Annotated in this window: 23 protein-coding genes; 9 read left to right on the top strand and 14 right to left on the bottom strand. The window is 47.1% G+C overall.

The features are described from left to right. Positions 1 to 507 precede the first annotated feature (507 nt). Together psbF and SynMITS9220_RS10300 are read left to right on the top strand one after the other, a co-directional pair. On the top strand, positions 508 to 651 hold the full coding sequence (gene psbF / locus SynMITS9220_RS10305) for a cytochrome b559 subunit beta (RefSeq protein WP_066910550.1): 144 nt from the start codon (positions 508 to 510) through the stop codon (positions 649 to 651). A 557-nt stretch (positions 652 to 1,208) separates the two neighbouring features. Next, the gene (locus SynMITS9220_RS10300) at positions 1,209 to 1,805 is read left to right on the top strand and encodes a pentapeptide repeat-containing protein (RefSeq protein WP_186989094.1); all 597 of its coding nucleotides are present in this window, start codon (positions 1,209 to 1,211) and stop codon (positions 1,803 to 1,805) included. Between the two features lie 741 nt (positions 1,806 to 2,546). On the opposite strand, the gene SynMITS9220_RS13395 is transcribed toward SynMITS9220_RS10300, so the two are convergent. Further along, on the bottom strand, positions 2,547 to 2,681 hold the full coding sequence (locus SynMITS9220_RS13395; protein ID WP_255483054.1) for a hypothetical protein: 135 nt from the start codon (positions 2,679 to 2,681) through the stop codon (positions 2,547 to 2,549). Between the two features lie 291 nt (positions 2,682 to 2,972). Here SynMITS9220_RS13395 and SynMITS9220_RS10295 point away from each other — a divergent pair, with 291 nt between their 5' ends. The 3 genes from SynMITS9220_RS10295 to SynMITS9220_RS10285 all read left to right on the top strand — a co-directional run bounded on the left by SynMITS9220_RS10295 (position 2,973) and on the right by SynMITS9220_RS10285 (position 4,325). After that, entirely contained in the window at positions 2,973 to 3,308 is a 336-nt protein-coding gene (locus SynMITS9220_RS10295) for a hypothetical protein (RefSeq protein ID WP_255483053.1), read from the top strand. A 210-nt stretch (positions 3,309 to 3,518) separates the two neighbouring features. Beyond that, on the top strand, positions 3,519 to 3,758 hold the full coding sequence (locus tag SynMITS9220_RS10290; RefSeq protein ID WP_186989090.1) for a hypothetical protein: 240 nt from the start codon (positions 3,519 to 3,521) through the stop codon (positions 3,756 to 3,758). A gap of 201 nt (positions 3,759 to 3,959) precedes the next feature. Then, entirely contained in the window at positions 3,960 to 4,325 is a 366-nt protein-coding gene (locus tag SynMITS9220_RS10285; RefSeq protein ID WP_186989088.1) for a hypothetical protein, read from the top strand. A gap of 56 nt (positions 4,326 to 4,381) precedes the next feature. Here SynMITS9220_RS10285 and SynMITS9220_RS10280 read toward each other — a convergent pair whose 3' ends face one another. After that, a complete protein-coding gene (locus SynMITS9220_RS10280; protein ID WP_186989086.1) occupies positions 4,382 to 4,630 on the bottom strand; it encodes a PepSY domain-containing protein in 249 nt (82 codons plus the stop codon). An 89-nt stretch (positions 4,631 to 4,719) separates the two neighbouring features. Continuing rightward, the gene (locus SynMITS9220_RS10275) at positions 4,720 to 4,950 is read right to left on the bottom strand and encodes a hypothetical protein (protein WP_067092660.1); all 231 of its coding nucleotides are present in this window, start codon (positions 4,948 to 4,950) and stop codon (positions 4,720 to 4,722) included. 1,132 nt (positions 4,951 to 6,082) lie between these two features. Here SynMITS9220_RS10275 and SynMITS9220_RS10270 point away from each other — a divergent pair. Further along, positions 6,083 to 6,331 (top strand): hypothetical protein, encoded by a 249-nt coding sequence (locus SynMITS9220_RS10270; RefSeq protein WP_186989084.1) that lies wholly within the window; start codon positions 6,083 to 6,085, stop codon positions 6,329 to 6,331. Positions 6,332 to 6,350: 19 nt separating this feature from the next. Here the strand turns inward: SynMITS9220_RS10270 and SynMITS9220_RS10265 are convergent, their stop codons facing one another. Next, positions 6,351 to 6,590, bottom strand: coding sequence for a hypothetical protein (locus SynMITS9220_RS10265; RefSeq protein WP_186989082.1), 240 nt, complete (start codon positions 6,588 to 6,590; stop codon positions 6,351 to 6,353). A gap of 153 nt (positions 6,591 to 6,743) precedes the next feature. Between SynMITS9220_RS10265 and SynMITS9220_RS10260 the strand changes: the two genes are divergently transcribed. Then, a complete protein-coding gene (locus tag SynMITS9220_RS10260; protein WP_186989080.1) occupies positions 6,744 to 6,923 on the top strand; it encodes a hypothetical protein in 180 nt (59 codons plus the stop codon). 550 nt (positions 6,924 to 7,473) lie between these two features. On the opposite strand, the gene SynMITS9220_RS10255 is transcribed toward SynMITS9220_RS10260, so the two are convergent. Together SynMITS9220_RS10255 and SynMITS9220_RS10250 are read right to left on the bottom strand one after the other, a co-directional pair. Next, positions 7,474 to 7,845 (bottom strand): DUF3104 domain-containing protein, encoded by a 372-nt coding sequence (locus SynMITS9220_RS10255; RefSeq protein ID WP_255483052.1) that lies wholly within the window; start codon positions 7,843 to 7,845, stop codon positions 7,474 to 7,476. A gap of 303 nt (positions 7,846 to 8,148) precedes the next feature. Continuing rightward, on the bottom strand, positions 8,149 to 8,349 hold the full coding sequence (locus tag SynMITS9220_RS10250) for a hypothetical protein (protein WP_136975551.1): 201 nt from the start codon (positions 8,347 to 8,349) through the stop codon (positions 8,149 to 8,151). 830 nt (positions 8,350 to 9,179) lie between these two features. Between SynMITS9220_RS10250 and psbN the strand changes: the two genes are divergently transcribed. Both psbN and SynMITS9220_RS10240 read left to right on the top strand, forming a co-directional pair. After that, complete coding sequence (gene psbN / locus SynMITS9220_RS10245; protein WP_255483051.1) at positions 9,180 to 9,494, top strand: photosystem II reaction center protein PsbN; 315 nt, start codon at positions 9,180 to 9,182, stop codon at positions 9,492 to 9,494. A gap of 41 nt (positions 9,495 to 9,535) precedes the next feature. After that, the gene (locus tag SynMITS9220_RS10240) at positions 9,536 to 9,733 is read left to right on the top strand and encodes an AlpA family transcriptional regulator (RefSeq protein ID WP_255483050.1); all 198 of its coding nucleotides are present in this window, start codon (positions 9,536 to 9,538) and stop codon (positions 9,731 to 9,733) included. 1,083 nt (positions 9,734 to 10,816) lie between these two features. Here SynMITS9220_RS10240 and SynMITS9220_RS10235 read toward each other — a convergent pair. The 8 genes from SynMITS9220_RS10235 to SynMITS9220_RS10200 all read right to left on the bottom strand — a co-directional run bounded on the left by SynMITS9220_RS10235 (position 10,817) and on the right by SynMITS9220_RS10200 (position 15,892). Continuing rightward, positions 10,817 to 11,011: a hypothetical protein gene (locus SynMITS9220_RS10235; protein WP_186989078.1), complete on the bottom strand. Its 195-nt coding sequence runs from the start codon at positions 11,009 to 11,011 to the stop codon at positions 10,817 to 10,819. Positions 11,012 to 11,174: 163 nt separating this feature from the next. Next, positions 11,175 to 11,756 carry a glutathione S-transferase family protein gene (locus SynMITS9220_RS10230; protein WP_186989076.1) on the bottom strand — a complete coding sequence of 194 codons (582 nt, stop codon included), beginning with the start codon at positions 11,754 to 11,756 and terminating at the stop codon, positions 11,175 to 11,177. A 117-nt stretch (positions 11,757 to 11,873) separates the two neighbouring features. After that, complete coding sequence (locus SynMITS9220_RS10225; RefSeq protein WP_186989074.1) at positions 11,874 to 12,443, bottom strand: hypothetical protein; 570 nt, start codon at positions 12,441 to 12,443, stop codon at positions 11,874 to 11,876. 470 nt (positions 12,444 to 12,913) lie between these two features. After that, positions 12,914 to 13,297: a large conductance mechanosensitive channel protein MscL gene (gene mscL / locus SynMITS9220_RS10220; protein WP_186989072.1), complete on the bottom strand. Its 384-nt coding sequence runs from the start codon at positions 13,295 to 13,297 to the stop codon at positions 12,914 to 12,916. 214 nt (positions 13,298 to 13,511) lie between these two features. Further along, positions 13,512 to 13,898 (bottom strand): hypothetical protein, encoded by a 387-nt coding sequence (locus SynMITS9220_RS10215; protein WP_186989070.1) that lies wholly within the window; start codon positions 13,896 to 13,898, stop codon positions 13,512 to 13,514. 48 nt (positions 13,899 to 13,946) lie between these two features. Then, positions 13,947 to 14,195 carry a hypothetical protein gene (locus SynMITS9220_RS10210; protein ID WP_186989068.1) on the bottom strand — a complete coding sequence of 83 codons (249 nt, stop codon included), beginning with the start codon at positions 14,193 to 14,195 and terminating at the stop codon, positions 13,947 to 13,949. 210 nt (positions 14,196 to 14,405) lie between these two features. Next, a complete protein-coding gene (locus SynMITS9220_RS10205) occupies positions 14,406 to 14,966 on the bottom strand; it encodes a hypothetical protein (protein WP_186989066.1) in 561 nt (186 codons plus the stop codon). Positions 14,967 to 15,613: 647 nt separating this feature from the next. Next, positions 15,614 to 15,892 (bottom strand): DUF3104 domain-containing protein, encoded by a 279-nt coding sequence (locus SynMITS9220_RS10200; protein WP_186989064.1) that lies wholly within the window; start codon positions 15,890 to 15,892, stop codon positions 15,614 to 15,616. Between the last annotated feature and the right edge of the window lie 62 nt (positions 15,893 to 15,954).

Raw genomic sequence — 15,954 nt, 5'->3', positions numbered from 1 at the left:
TCAATGAACCAATATGTTTCTTAAAGATGGTCGAATGTCTCAGCTGCACGAAGCTTTTGCTTGAAACATCTGTATCGGCAGTGCGTAAAATCATGAGTCGAAATTGATGTGTATGTTGCTCATTGCCGCATCAGGATTGGCATTGTCGATGCAAATCAAGGCGGATTGATTCATTTCCCCGGTTTTGTAGTGCAAATGATGCATGGATCCCTGAAAAAATCACCTTGCCGCTATCAATCTGATTGATAAAAATGAGTCAATGCGGGTGACGCATTGAGGCCAAAATTGTGCATCAATCAATACTTAGAGAGCATGACGTCCTTCTAGTCTGTTGCAAACGACGTTGTTGTTGTGTTCAACTACAAGATCCTATTGGTTGCTTCCCCAATAGCCTTCTCAGTCATCAGCACAGCGTTCTGGCTAACCCGATGGGAAATTCTTGTCTGGGGAAAACAGTTTTTTGGGGTGCCTTCGATTCAGAATCGTAAAGAGTGGATCGATAGCCCATTGGCACCTTTCAAAAGGAAAGATGGAGGATACCCTGTGTTTACCGTTAGGACTCTGGCCGTGAATGCATTGGGTATCCCAACAGTCTTCTTTTTAGGAGCACTTGCTGCAATGCAATTTATCCGTAGAGCAACGCTTTACTGAGCACATGAATTCATTTGGATTTATTGAAGAGTTTGTCTTTGCTGCTGTTTATTTCTCGGCTTTGATTTGGCTCTCCATGAATTTGGTGTCTGGCTATATTTATTTGGTAAGCTGATGGTTAGAATCTTGCTTTTAGATTGAGTTTTTGTCTTCTTTTTCGCTTTTTTCTTGCATTTTGCAATCATTGAGGAGATTGGAATTTATTGCAAAGTTGATGCTATGTTTTCGATGATATTTTGCTCCTGAAGAGTGTAGATAGCTCTGTAAAGTGCTGAGTCGGCACCTGCTTCGCCACTGTGGATTCTGATAAGAGCTTGTCGAATCAGTTCTGCAAGAAGTGCCTGAGTTTGATCTTCCAATTTGGTAGAGAACTCTCCATTTATCTTACGTTGCGCACAATTTTTGATTCATCATCTTGGTCCTTTGCAGGCGATCAATGAGATTCAGCGTAGTGAGATTTTTCGCTCGTCACTGCTCGATTTGTTTCATCTCAGCGGGTCATGTTGTCAAAGTGCCGCACTTGCTTGCCTTAGGTTTTTCAATAAAAGGAGTGCCTGATGAAATTAGTTAATCGCATTGTTAGGCCGTTAGTTCGATCCTTTGTTGCGATTCTGTTCGGCGCACTGCTGATGCTGCCATCAAAGGCATTGGCGATTTATCCCAGTGGTGGAGGTCTTCCAGATCTCGGGCTTGATCGAAGTCTGCAGGGAAGCGATCAGGCCACAGAGGCCTTCAAGGAAAAATTTCCTTTCTACGAACGAGATGAGGATGGAAAGCCGATCACCAAGGAGTTTGTTAAATATGATTTGGCCAATTATGACCTGTCTGGTCTTGACCTGAGAGGTGCCTTATTTAGTGTGGCGACTCTGAAAAGAGCAGATCTCGAGGGAGCAAATCTTGAGGGCAGTATCGCCTATGCAACGCATTTTGAAGAGGCAAACCTCACCAATGTGAACTTTAGAGATGCCGTTTTGACCAAGAGCTTCTTTATGGCAACGACAATCGATGGAGCAGATTTTTCCGGAGCCATTATTGATGCCCCTCAACGAGAGGAGATGTGCTCGAGGGCTACTGGCGTCAATCCAGACTCTGGTGTTGAGACCTACGACAGTCTTGATTGCATAAGCCTGAACATTCGTTCTGCAAATTCATAAGTCTTTAAATTATTCTCAGAATCTCTTCCATTGTCTGATAATCCCTTTGATGTTTATTTGTTCCAAGGTTGGATTTTTTGAAGAAAAATCCTTCAGTCTAATATATCCCTTGATGGTTTTTGCTGCCTACTCAGTCATTCTGCCAAGGCGAAGTTGGCGTTGGATGACGTTCTGAAGGTGTTCCACTTTTCTTTCAAGTTCTTCCACTCGTTGATGAAGTTGATCTTTCTGGCCTCGATTTTCGGCTTTCGTATTCTGCCTGCCTTCGTTCATCATTTCTGAGTAAGTCAGCGCTCTATTCATTTCACTGTTGTTAGGATTAGATGCTGAATTGTCTGTTGTCATCTGGGTGAAAGGCTGGGAGAAAAAAGTAGAACGATATGGTTGAAGATCGAAGTATGCGTGTCGATTTTTAAAGTAAAATAATCGTGAGCACGATGCCAACGATGATCCCTTTCGCAAAAGCTAGCCACAAGATCTGATAATCAGAAAGCCCAGTCTTTTGTTGTATTTTGACAATCAATCTCTTGTGAGCACGAACGAGGCGGTGGCTCATCAAGGATCCTTGCAATTAGGAGCATCATGAGCGCGACTTGCTGGGATGGCAAGTCTTTGCGATCTGCTTGGTTCAGGATCGTCTGAGATCAGTTTCCCAGCTCTCCCTCTTGTTGAGCGGTTCAGCAGCTTGTGAGTATTCAAGGCGTGGGCTGGACGATTGAGCTGGGGTCAGTTCGCTCAACGTTAGAAGCCCTTTTCAGGTGTTTCGAACTCTCTGAACAGAGCACCGGCTTCTTCAGCACAATCCTGATTGATCAGTGCACGAATGCGAGCCTCCCACCATGGCCCAACGCTGGCCTGAGCATGTTGGAGAAACACTGGATCAATGAATTGAGGCTTCGCGTCCTCAGATTCTGTGAAGTCGCGTGTTGACAAGACTGATCTCAATGGTGGCGAAAAATTACTGCCCCGCTCAGAACAGCATGTATTGATCAGATCACTCTCAAGTAGCGATTGAAATCCCTGATCAGCTCTGGGATGCGTTGTTGGCCACGGCTATTTCGCTAGTTGCTGGCTTCAAAGCGGCTTGCATCGCTGCCATGACGCGCCATGCTGCTTCTGTTGTGTAACGCGTGAGGGTTTATGAAATGCATCCCAGGGATTGGGGTCTTGGCGCTGCTCGGTCTCAGTTTTAACAGCTTTGCATTTGCCAATATCAAAGACGAGTTTCAACGTGCTCAGGGTTGTGACTTTTTTAAAGCTGAGTATGTCAGCGATGTTGGTGTTTATAAGGATTCGAAGGTGCGTTTTTGCATCAGTGCTGATCAGCAAGAATTGATCTATGTGATGGCAATGGGTACATCATGGGTGGTTCCATTTAATCGTCAATATCGTTCTAGAGGCATCCTGAGTTTGAATACATTGGAAGAGAACCGCCTTGTTCTCTATCAGAAGGAAGACGGTGTGGTGACGAGAAAAGTGCTTGGGCGCAAGCGTGGTTCTTGATCCGCTGAATCGGGTCGTCCAGCCCAGTCGCGCGTTCTAATCGCATGTCTATTGGGGCTTTGCTGATCTGTTCTTGCTGCTGCGTCGTCGATGCACTGTTCGATCGTTAGCAATTTGACAGTCTTCCTGGGATTTCGATGAAAAGATTTAGCAAAACGGATCAACATGGCATACCAAGCGCGGAATTCTCAGGCTCCACGGCGAGGTTCCATGCCTCCGAAGCACCAAGATTCCACAAATTTGAAAATTGCCTCGTCAACTTCATTGACTGAAGAATGGCAGCCAAGCCAGTCACAGCTTGAAAATCAAATCAATAGTGCGATCGAAGATATCCGCATGAGTCTTCAGACCCTTCAATCTGACATTGGAGCGAGCGATCGCTATGTCTTAGGGCTTCTGGATGTTGTTGCCGACGATTACCGAGCACAGTTGCCATCTGGGAAATCCTGATCGGTTTCCATTGCGTGTACCGAAGAAAGGAGGCCGGCTTGACGCCTTACGAAATGGAGAATTGATACGAAGACCTGTTAAAAATTTTTGGTTGCTCGCCCATCCTGATAAATGATTTTCGCCTCTGGTTCATATGACACTCTCTTGGATTGCGTTGAGAAGATGATATTTGGTTAGTTGATACAAGCGAGTCGTTTCGGCATGGTTTTTCTTAGTGCTCTGATTGGTGTCTCACTGATTTTTTGGTTCACGATCGGGTTTTTCAGTCACGTCAGCTGGTTTCAAAACGCTTTTAGGCGTGAGGCTGAAAAGATCGACCGTCAACAGTTGGCAAGTCAGGGTCAAAGCCAAATCTTGACTGGTGGCGGAAGCCTTACGGCCAAAAAAGGTTTTGTGATTGCCTATTGGGACAATATCAATCAATCGTTTTCTTCTGGTGTTTCTCAGAAGGCGGAGCGTAGTCCGATTGTCTTCGACATTGCAGCAATTAATCTCGTGGCATTTACTTCGATTTGCATCCTTGTGTTTGTTAGCAGGGGCCTATTTCATTCTTTGGGATTAATGTAAGGCTGTCAGCGGTAATCCTATTGGCTTTGGTTCCAATATAGTCTTGAGAGTAAGAATTAGTCGTCGATTCGCTCTAATAAGACGTTGCATTGTTGGTCCATCTTTACATCCCATTTTTGGTTGTGTTTGATGGCTTCGAATTCGTAGAGGCCATCATCAATATCTTTGTCGATCACATTAAAACCTCGTGCGGTGAGTGTTTGTGCGCACTCGGAAATAGTCCGGGGTTGGGCATGCGCAGTGGTTGCTGTCATCCCTACCATTCCCGCCGCGATTAATAGTGAAGACTTGAAGAAAAGTCTCATGGATGATCCGTTGCTGACTAGTCGACGTCTAGCAACGGATGTTTGATTCTGCTAAGGACTAGTCATTAAGATTGAGGATTGATCGGAGCTCACTTTTTTCTGCAATAGCCGGCTCCGATATTCATCCACCCTTCCTTGCAGGCTTCTCCATTCGTGGGTGCAACCTGATAGTAGATCGGTGAAACACACGTTGTACCAAGTGTGTTGACATAACCCAGGGGGCATTGGTTATGTCCCTGAGCTTTGGGGATTTTTTTCTGGGCGAGGGCAGCACTCGGTGCCACGAGCAGAGCGAGCAGAATCAGGAGTGAAGGGCGCATCGTTAGCTTTGGTTGTTCTTGGAGATGTGTTTGAAGACAGGTCTACCGTAACGGCTAGTGATCCGACTAAATCCAGTTCTCCTGCAGGCTCGCTGGTCGACCCGCAACAACGCATGGTCGTGCGTGGGCTGAGTCAATGATCGCGCTCGACGACTCGCTTTGATGCCGTTTGGGTCTCTGCAGCTTGATTTCGATAGCTTGGTTTTGATGTCTTGATCTAATCGCAGTCATCACTGTTGCTTTTGCCAGCGTCCAGGGAGTGGTGTTTGTTGCGATGTTGCCTCGACGCAGCGATGGAGGTTACTGTTAATGCATCGCAATGTTGAGTTGTTTCCGCCTGTATAGCATGAATGGTTTGGTGATTGGAAATCTTGAACTTGATGCGCTGACTTCAACTGTTTTTGTGATTGCAACAGTATTCTTTTTGGGCAGTTTTATCTTCGTTTCTAGGACCAATGACATGATTGGTTCCTTGAAATCTTTGTTGCCTCAAAGGAAGAATAGGAAGCCTTTGCCAGGTCCGGACGAGCCACTCTGATTTTGCATTGGTTTGATTATTTTGGTTGATTTTTTACCGGTTTGCGCTATTTAGGCATCCTTCTTAGAAGCGGGTTTTGCAACGAGCAGCATGAATTTGTAGCTCGCTTTCAAAGCGATTGTTCGACGGAGTATAAGCATGCGGGGCTTTATTGCCCGTGCCTAATGCTCCGGCTGAGCAATCAAATCTCTGTTGATCAATGTTTAATTGAAAGGTGTCTATTTGCAGGTTTGGTTGTTGTTTGGGTATGGGGTTTGGCCTTTCCAAGGGTGGCATCGGCGGTGTGATTGGTCCTGTTAGAAGCAATGCGACCCACATACAGCCCTCTTGGTCATGACCGATTGTGTCCTATGTCTGCGGTGAGCGGAAGTGGGCTAGGCCTAAACAGCGATGAGCTCAAGCCAAAGCAGGCCGCTGAGAGACAGCCCTGCAATGGCAAGCGAAAGCCAATTGTCTTTGAGAACGCGAGTCATTCAGTGTGCGCATCTGCATCAATAAACCGAGCTCTGGTTCAATGAGCAACTTTTTGAAGCGTGCGAGCTGATTCCTGAATCTGGGTTCAATGGTCAGACTGGTCTCTGCTGCTTCGGTTGCATGTCACAGGAGATCCCGCTTCAGGAACAGGTGCGCAAATGGTTTCGTAGTCACCTGTTGGGCCGTGAGGTGGAGCTTCAAGAGCTCTATGAGCTTCCTCAGAGTGAATTAGATCTGCTGATGGCAGAAACCGCAGAAATCCGTTCAGACGTCGAAAACCGTGCTCGTAGCCATGGTCGCTGGTGTACTGCTGGATACATGCTGGAACTGGCCCGGATCATTGATGCAAGGAGGGCAGAGGTTCGATGAGCATCTCGCTCTTCTGGTTTCAGCCCGAGCTGCTGCGGTCCATCACTTTGTTGAGCACGGCTGTTTTGATGCGAGCGCGGTCTCGCTCTACATAGATCGCAGCCCAGTGCTCCGGCTTGTTTTTGTCATGGATCGCCTTGATTTCATCATCAAGCTTGTCAAGCATTTCATCGACAAATGCTTCCGGGCTGTCCCCAAACGTGTCGTGCTTGCTCAGCAATTTGTCGAGTTTTTTGAAGAGTTGCGTAGCTCGCGACATGAATTAGGGCGGAAGTTCTCTGGATCATGCCTCTTTGCGGGGCGAGGAGCCGCCTTGATCTGAGATCGCTGATTCTTGCTGCCGCCGATCGCCGATCAGCAGTGTCGCTGCTGATCAATTAGAAGGAGGTGGTCTGGTGCCGATTGTTCATCCATGTCCAAGACTTCTTCCCAAGCCTCCGGATTCAATCCACTCGCCATGGTCGATATGTGGCAAGACATGCGTGCTTTGGTTGAGCAATGGGAATTAAAATACAACTCAAGCCCGGCAGATGCAGCTGCTGCTTTTCAAGAATTCTCTGCAGCTCTTGTGGACCAGCCGCAAAGTGCATGAATGCGACGTGATCGCCAGTTCAAGCTTTTTAAATGACAAGGGCTTTGCTATCGCTTTGCCGGTACACAGACACCGTCAGTCTGTAAGCCATGGCGATGTATTTCTTGTCTGAGCCATTGCTCTGCTTAATAGCCTAATTCAGTCTGCAAATTAATAATATCCTTCGCGATCTATCTAGATCTATGCTCTCCCGGTGCGTCGTTAAAGTGATCGTCTCCAAACTCATTCTTCTCTGATGCTCTCTCAAAGTCACTCCAGGGTCCTTCAGTCGAGCTGACGCTGCACCCCCACTCACTGGACATGATGCTTTGGCTGTCGATTGTGGCCCTGTTGCAGGACTTCAAAGGTTGAGCTAACAGCTTTCTGGTTTCGCCAACCCATTACCAGACCACGTCGCCCTTCGGCAATGAGTATGTGATCTCAGGCACATGTTCTTTGCGATACACATACTGAAGGCAGGAGAGGCGTCGAGCACTTCTCCTTTGGTGATAGGTAGACGGAGGCCGCGAAGGCCTCCTTTTTTTCTCTGGCAGCTGCTGCGGAGAATCAATTAATCCTCGAACCCATCCCAGCCTTCCTGCCCAATTCCGTCGAGTCCGTGCAGAACGTGGGTCACCTGGGTCGGATGAACCCAGCGAATGGCTCCGTCATCAACGTCCGCGACCTGAAAAAGCGAGTGAAGTCTTGAATGTTTCTCCCATCCCTCGCAAAAAATCACCTGTCCAAGCCACCAGTTCTTTTCGATATCAACTCTTTCACTGGCATGAGTTAGCTCTCTGACGATGACAAACTGACCAGGTCGGACCGACAAAAAAGACGAAGCTGCATCAATGAGGTTTGAGGTGGGTGGCCCCAAGGGAGGATAAGTTGGCATGGAAGTACGTTTGTTCTTCCTCTGGTCTAACCCTGGTTCGACGACCAAGGAAAGAGTAAACACACGCACTTACAAGGATTAGGTATTACTTCTCTGCTGCCTTGCCGATGTCGTGTCATGACTGGTCTTCAAGCCAGCCTCCGCTAGGAACCCAGCGTGCGCATGGTTTCGCCTAGTCCGATGCTGCCATTGAGTGGAAGCATCGGAGTCGCAGTTAGACGACCAATCGAACCTGTCGACGATTGGATTGACAACCTGGCATCTGTTGGTCTCAACTCCCGGCATCGCATGCTGCATGCAAAGCAATGAATTGAGCCACCAGGCCTTGCATTTGTGCGGCACTGGCCTCGATCAACAGGCTTCCAGTTGCTGGCTGTCAGACCAGTCTTCTGACAGTGTGCTCAGCAGATCGCGAATCGCATGATTGGAACATGCCGTGTCCTGAACAAGGTCATCAAGGATCTGTTCAATCTGATCACAGGCTTGATTGACTCGTTTGAGCTGCTCCTCAACGGGCCAATGCTCCTCCATTGCCAGTGTGGTTTCGTCCATGGACCAGAGACGGTGGCAGCTCAACCGATCGTCACCACAATCAACCCATCTGTCGACCCGCATCTTTACCGGTTCGAAGGTCTCAGAAAGATGTTGCCCTTGATACCGTTATGCAGCCTTGTTCTGGCCCTCAGAGAGCTTTCTATGAGCTTTATCCGCTTTGCGAATGATTTTTTGAGCTTGCTCCCTCGTTAAGCACTCTTCTGCTTTCAGCTTGAGCTTCACAAGTTTGCGATGCTGTTTGTCTGGGTTCATCTATTTCTCCTGCTTTCAGTGGCCTGTCGCTCGATCGTGCTTTGAAGGTTAAAACGCGGTTAAGCATCTTCATCGTACAGCCAGTCACGGCGCGAGTGCGCTGTTGTTGAGCCTTGTTTGATCATTCAGAGATCAAATCATCAGGTGTTGGTTCCTTCGCTGAGCCATGGGTGATGCCAATGCTCTATTGAGCTTTCGTTGTCGCGCCAGCTCATGGCCATGATCTCGGCGCTGCATGGCTTGATCTGCGGTGGCCAAAAGTCAAGAGATTGACTACTCACTGACCGGCTCCTTTGCCACGAAGGCCCTTTCGCTCGTCATAACGATTTTAGTGTTCGTCGATGTTCGTAGAAGTTCGCCGCCAAAGCCCGCCGGGAGACTGTTGATTATTTTTTTGAGAAAAATGCCGAGCGGCAGTGTCGAAGTCATACTTTTGCATGTTTTTGCCGCGCATTTGCTCACGTAGATCTGCATCGTGTTGTCTTGCTCTTGGTTGCATTCGCTCAATATGGGTATAAGGAATTAACGAGTGAGTGTTAATCTTTAAGGGCTGTATTGATGCTAATTGTAAATGTTTGGCGAAGCAATCGTTACAGCACAAGTTTTTTGCGCAGCCAAGATTCAGTCAGCATCAAAAGGGATTCATGGAGCTTGCAAATCAAGATCTTTCTGCATATTTAATGATTGGCTCTTTGGCTGTTTTGGTCTTAGGAACGCTCTTGTATGGGATTTACACCGCATTTGGTGCTGGCTCTGCGCAGTTGACAGATCAGATTGAAGAGCATTCAAGGCTGCATAAGCTTGGTATTGCTCATTCTCATCAAGGACAAGGCAGGGCAGTCGCACGTGGCGGTCATCCTCATCCAAGCCATGATGTCATCAACTCCTGAGCTCTTGAGTTATCCCATGTCCGTATCGAATATCCTTCGTTTTGGTCAATGAAACTGGTGCACCTCGGTTCCTTAGGCTTTCACAGGTGATTGAGATGACCGGTGTTGGCAAAACGTTTATTTATACTCACATGGAAAAAGGTAGCTTTCCAAAGCAGATACAAATTGGTTCACGGACAGTGGTGTGGTTAGAACAAGATATTATTGAATGGATGAAGACTAAGATTCATCAGAGCTAAAGGTTGTTAGGAGGCTCGAATGAGTCCCTTCTCAGTGTCTCAATACAATCCTGCCGTCTAGTCCGACACTGCAGAGGAACACAGTGTCGGCTGTTTTGTAGACGACCAATCGCATCCTGTCGAGACCACGATCAGGTCTTCAAAATGGCATGAAGTTCTTGATCAGTCTGCATCACTTGTATCTTCACGCATGGTGAAATGACCTTCTTGGATTCGTAGTTGACTTCTTGCGTTCACGGCGCTGATTCTTCGTCAAACTCAGTGGGCGAGCTTGTCTCCTTCCTCAAGAATGCTGAAACAGGCTTCGCTGTTGTTAGCTCTTAGTCGAATTATCCTGATATTCAGCTCTGCATACGCGCTTTCGCTGCTTCAACGCTCGGACATTCAATCAGAACAGTGAAATGGCCAGGGTTCCCTTCTCTTCCGTCAGTATGCGCATCTCGGATAAACATTTTTTGCCCCACATTTCTGGAGAAAGGGTTCGGCGGCGGCTGCATAAATCATGAAGCCTCTGCGATCGTTGAGGGTACCTGTTGCCAGCCAGTAGCCCTTCGCCATGAATTGATCAATCTCTATTTTTCATTCTGATCATCGCGTTTGATGCATGCAGTTCTCGTTGTTTTCAGCTTTGTTCGCTCAGACACAGTGATGCATCCCCTTGGCATGCGATCAAGGGGTGCACCCGTTGGTTATCTCTCACCGTCTGACAAGCAGAAAGAGAGAAGCAGCAGCAGGGCTACGGCGATCAGCATCAGCTGTCTGGGTTCATCTCATCATCCCGGAAGCGGAAATAAACCGCGAGCACAAACACCCAGAACAAGGCTAGAAACGCAATCATTGTCAGATCGTCAGTGCGTTAAACCGGTGAATCCCAGCAATTATGAATGCCCATGAGTATTTATACTGTGTTCTGCGAAACCTCGGGCGGATAACAGTGCACCGAAGTCTGTTCAGCTCAGATGAGCGTGAGTGTTTGATTGAGAGGTCTTGTTCTGCGGCTGCTTCGTTCAATGGTTCTCGATGAACGGGCTGTCTTGCTGTTTTGAGTTTCAGCCCTGTCCATGACAGGGACTCAACCGCTAATCATGGCTTGCTGGGTCCGATGACCAGAGGCTCAGTCATTGCCTGTTTGATGATGATGGTGTGGCTTTGACGGGTCGCGATTTTTTCTAAAGGTTCGTGGATCACCAAGCCTGCTCCGAAGATGCAAAGACCAGTGAAGGCGATTGAAACAGGTAGTACCCATGTTGCAGGTGTTTTTGGATGTGATTGATTCATCTTTAACCGCGAGGCTTTGCGGTATTCAAACTGCTAGAACTGATGATGAGGATGAGAAATGGTGCTTTCTCGCGTAACAAGATTCATCGTTCTGTGATGTCGATTGGTTTGATGCACTTGATATCTGCTGTCTTTTTATAAGTTGAAAGAACTTTGGAATGGCTTAACCGATTCCCATAACTTTTTTGTAGGCAGGTCTTTGTTTGGTCTCCTCGATGAGTAAGTCAATCTGCGGATAAGGGCTGAGATCTTCATTCGGAAAAAATAGTTTGATGTAGGCAAGATAAGCTGTCACCGCACAGTCAGCAGCACCCCAAGTATTCCCGACGAGAAAGCCCTTTGACAGCTGCATGTTGAGCTGCTTCAGCAGTCTTGGGAGTACTTTCGCTTTTTGGTCTGGCACAAAAATGGCAAAAGCTAGAGTCGAATTAGCGAAATGAGTCCACTGGCTGATCAGTGACTTTTCAGATGCAGTCGTCGCTTCTCTGCCGTGATGTTCGGCAAGGTGAAGCAGAATGGCACCTGATTCGAACAAGGTGGTCGGCCTTCCTTCTGCATCTTTAACCGACTGGTCGCACATTGCCGGAAGTTTCCCAAAAGGGTTCACCGAAAGAAAGTCGGCTTGTAAGTTCTGACCAGAACTCAGAGCGATGTCGACGAGTTCATAGGGAATTCCTTTCTCTTCCAGGTACCACCTGGGCATTGATGCACGCGTTTGCGGCCCTCCGTAAATGGTGATCTTCATTGATGGCCAGGTTTCATTGGGATATTGAAAGTATCGTTCACAACAGTAGGGTTATGCTGCAGATCATTTTAGATCATATAGCGAGGCAGGCCATTGCCGCGAAAAGTGCTATGCCTTTCAATTTTCTCCTTTTTGTGAGAAATTATCGTCTGTCTTTGTGGGGTTATACCCGAAAATATCCAGCATTTGATTTCTCAAATGAGCCGCAATTTTTATCGCTGGTAGCAGGCGCTTCTCTTGGGCGGGTCTTTTTTTGATGACGTATTCAATGTCTTTTAAAACCATGTGAATCATGTTCATTGCCAGGATGCACTGGGCTTCTTCGCAATGATGTTGTCGAGTGTCTGTGTACATTGCCACAACTTCTTTGATGTAGTCTATAAAAATAGTTTTTGAGTTGTCTTGGGCGAATGCATCCTCAGGCTTCCATCCCAAGTGTTCAATCAGTTCTCTGCAGTCAACAAGCGCAGAGCGAGTTTGTGCGTCCTCTTGAATCTGTGTCTTGATGAAATAATAAATGTTTGATATGCAGTATTGTATTCCATAGATAAGGCTATCTTTTTCCTCTAAATCGTTTTGGATTCTCAACCAGACAATTCTTGCGATTCGATCGTCTGGAAGCATCTTTGATAATTTTTCTAATTCAATTGAGCGTGAATTGAGCTCTTCATTGAGATCATGATTCATGATGATATTTCAATGGCCATGAGTAAGATCTATGGCTGAGCGCATAAGACATTCCTGGTCAATACTAGCTTGACTGCTCGATCCCAAACATCCGGCGGGATTAACGATTCGCGACTGGACCAGCGGGAATGCTGACAGACCCAAGGATCATGTCTATTGAGTAGAGGGATGCATGTGTTGCTCAATGGATCTAAGCAAACTGTCAGGCCTTGTCTTGGTATCGTTGGCGCCGTCCTATTTGTGACCGCTGTCCAGCTTTACAGCTTCTGGGTAAGCGAGGCCCTACTGGCCTCAGCAAGGAAGAGGTTGGACGAGAAGGTCGAGACTTTCAAGCGCTCCATTCCAAACTTGCCTTTGCGACGACGTAAGGCTGCATAACAGCCGCTGAGCTTGAAGACATGACGTTGTAAATGTCTTATGTCCTTTCAGAAGCCTTTGATGTTGATGATCAACCATCAATGATTTCAATCTCAGGAAGAGCGCTCTTCCATGACTTCGGTTAGGCGTGTGATAGCTGATGCCAGTTGAGATTGGGGGTCAGGCTTTGATGATTCAACGACTTCTTCTTGACGCTTCATTTTTTCAACAACTCTCACAACAATAAAGCATGCAAAAGCAATGACAATAAAATTAATCGTCGCCACAATAATTTCTCCCCCTGGTAATTGTGCTAAGGATTGAACATTCGCTTTTTCCAATGCTGGTTCAAGTGCATTGGTCATGATTAACTTGACAGTTGCATTAACCACCTTCCCGAATGCACCTGCGATGATCACAGCAACGGCTAAGTCGACGACGTTGCCTTTGTTGATAAAGGCTTTGAAATCCGAAAGGAATGTTGTCCTTTTTGCCATGGTGACATGATCGTCTCTCCTACTCTTTAGCTACGGATTGCCCAACGCCCCATGATTGGAGCCATCACCATATCTCCTTGCGTCTTGGCGAAGGCGTTGATGGTTCTTTCTATTCTTTTTTTGATCGCATATTCAGTGGCGCATTGGACCGATGAGCACCAAGTTGGAGGGTTTGTTTGATGGATTGTCATGCTTGTTCTGATTGATACTGAATCTAATAAAGTGATGATATTTTTTCGAACCAAGCTGGTAAATTCCCTGACAGGCATATTGTTTGATCGGGTTCAATATGATCCTTTTCAGTAACAACAAACCATTTTTCTTTGGCATTCTCTGGACCGTCTTCAAGATAGAGGTCACTTGGTGCCCTGCTTGGGCATTTGCCCGTCATCAGCACGGTTTGATCGGCTGCATCAGCAACGGGAACAAGTAAGATTCGTTCTGCATTGAGCCCATAGAATTCATCGGTAACGATGTTGTATTTTTGCGTAGTTGCACTCGCGCTAGCGGGCGATGTCAGTAATAAGACAGCTGCCAGAATCAAGCCCCAAGTAAAATGAATCAACGACGCTAATCTTTTCTTAAATGTCTTGGGTGACATGTGATGCTTTATTGATACCTTCATTAGTTTGCGTTGATTGTTGAGTATTTATTTTTTGGAGTAGATCTGATCTAGAAAAGTGGCGGTTTCTTCAACTTCCAGCATTAAATCATCCATCGACATGATCAGTGTCCATGCAGCGACGGCTGCGTCTTGATCGGTCACATAAATTGCCATGAGTCTTTTTCTCCATTGCTCTGGCTGTCCGTCATAGTTGGCTTTAAATTCGTAGAAACTTGGCCTCATGGAATCATCTCTTCTTCTGTCATTGATTAACACTGCGCTTTGACCGCGCATGAGCGTCTTCATACGTAAAGTTGTAGCATTTGATTGCTCTTCTGTCTGTGCGGTACTCCCGCTGAGTTTTTAAACAGCAATTCATCGTTCTGGCGACTAGGTCTGAGCCAAGCCCTCTCTCAATCTGTTCTGTTGTTCTCTACTAGACGTTGTTCAAGTGCGACAGATTCACAGTTGTGAAGATCTTGATGGTCGCAATACGAATCTGTCTCAGAGGTGAAAGGGCCTTATGTTGACGAGGTCTTTGGTCTGAGTCGTGCGCGTGATCCAGTGGATTTGATGTTCTTCATCAGTTTCCCTGCGCGCCAGGATCAGCATCGGAACTGACGGTAGACCTCGTTCAATCTGGTCACGGTAAAGGCTTACAAGCTGCCGATACCGTTGCGCTGACCAGCCATGGTTTGTTCTGTCGCGACTTTGCCAGTAGGCATGCAGAGCCCGTTGACAATCTTCCATCCCAAATTCCAGCCAACAATTCTGTTGGGCTAGTAGCGGATCGATGCCTTGCGCCATCAGTTGCTGGTAATGCATCAGCTCAGGCGCCTCCTCGCGTCCATCAGGAGGGATATATCGCATTAGCTCGCTGAGTCGTATGCGATCGAGTCGCAACCAGCATCGATCTCTCAGGAGCACTGGAAGCTCCCATGACCAGGCTCTGGCTTTGCTGACATCCAGTAGGACATCACGTAGTCCAAGGCGTTGGCTTTCGGTGAGCCCTGCTAAAGGCTGAGTGTTGGACGCCACAGGGTCCTCGCCCCTCTGCAACTCCATGATGATGTCTTCTTGGATCTGCTTCCTGTTGCCTCAGCTCACACAATCACGTGGATCATTCGATCAGTGCTGATGAGCTCTGGTGGGGGGCTGATGACGCACGTCAACCCAAGGATGATTCGCTCTTGATCCAATGCTCAAGCTTCGACATCTCAAGTGAGGAGGTCAGCTTGGGGCTTGATCAGATTGCCAGACGTCTGACATTGGATCCCATACCGGCTTGGAGTGAGAGCCGCGTAGCCCCTGTTGGGGTCGTGTGATTCCAAGTTCATGATGACACTCTTTGGCGATCTGAATGGATTTCTGGTGGAACTCCTTCCAAGGAAGCAGTCTCTTCCCATTTCAGATTGGGGGTAATCCGGTTGCATCGAAGATTTGATTGAATTCATTTAAATTTTTGCAGATTATCTAGTTGTCATGTTTGTTCTGAAGCGTGGAATTTTGATGAGCTTTTGAAGGGTGCTTTCTCCATACATCTTCCGAATGACTGTGTTAATAGTGTTTGTTGTTCCTAGCCTTTTTGACCTGAATCAACCATTAGAGATGACGGGGTAATGAGAAGCACGATTCCTGAAATTAAGTTTGGGAGGCCTGGATAATGCTTGTTATTTTGCTCTTGCTGTCTGCTCATTGAACGTTATTCAAGCTCATCCTCTGACCAGTGGCACGACTTTGTTCTGCTCCATGCCCGCAAGGCTTAATCGTGTGGTCTGTTCGGCATTGACATGCCGAAGCTCCCCACTGTCGGTATCGACAACAGCCAATATCTTCACGCCGTGAATCTCATTGAATTGATCTGGATTGCCAACAATCCATCCCATCCACCAGTCAGTATCAGTTGGGTCAGGATTGAGCGTTGACTGCACGAGAACCAAGTCTCCTGCTTTGACCCCGATAAAGGGAGGTCGGTTATTGCTTGATGGCATGGCTCTCCAGCTTTGCTGTTCAGAACCTCACAACCTGCTGTCGCCAAAGGCGTAGGTGTTTT

The organism is Synechococcus sp. MIT S9220 (assembly GCF_014304815.1).
Lineage (GTDB): Bacteria > Cyanobacteriota > Cyanobacteriia > PCC-6307 > Cyanobiaceae > Synechococcus_C.
This window is presented reverse-complemented; position numbering and strand designations above follow the sequence as displayed.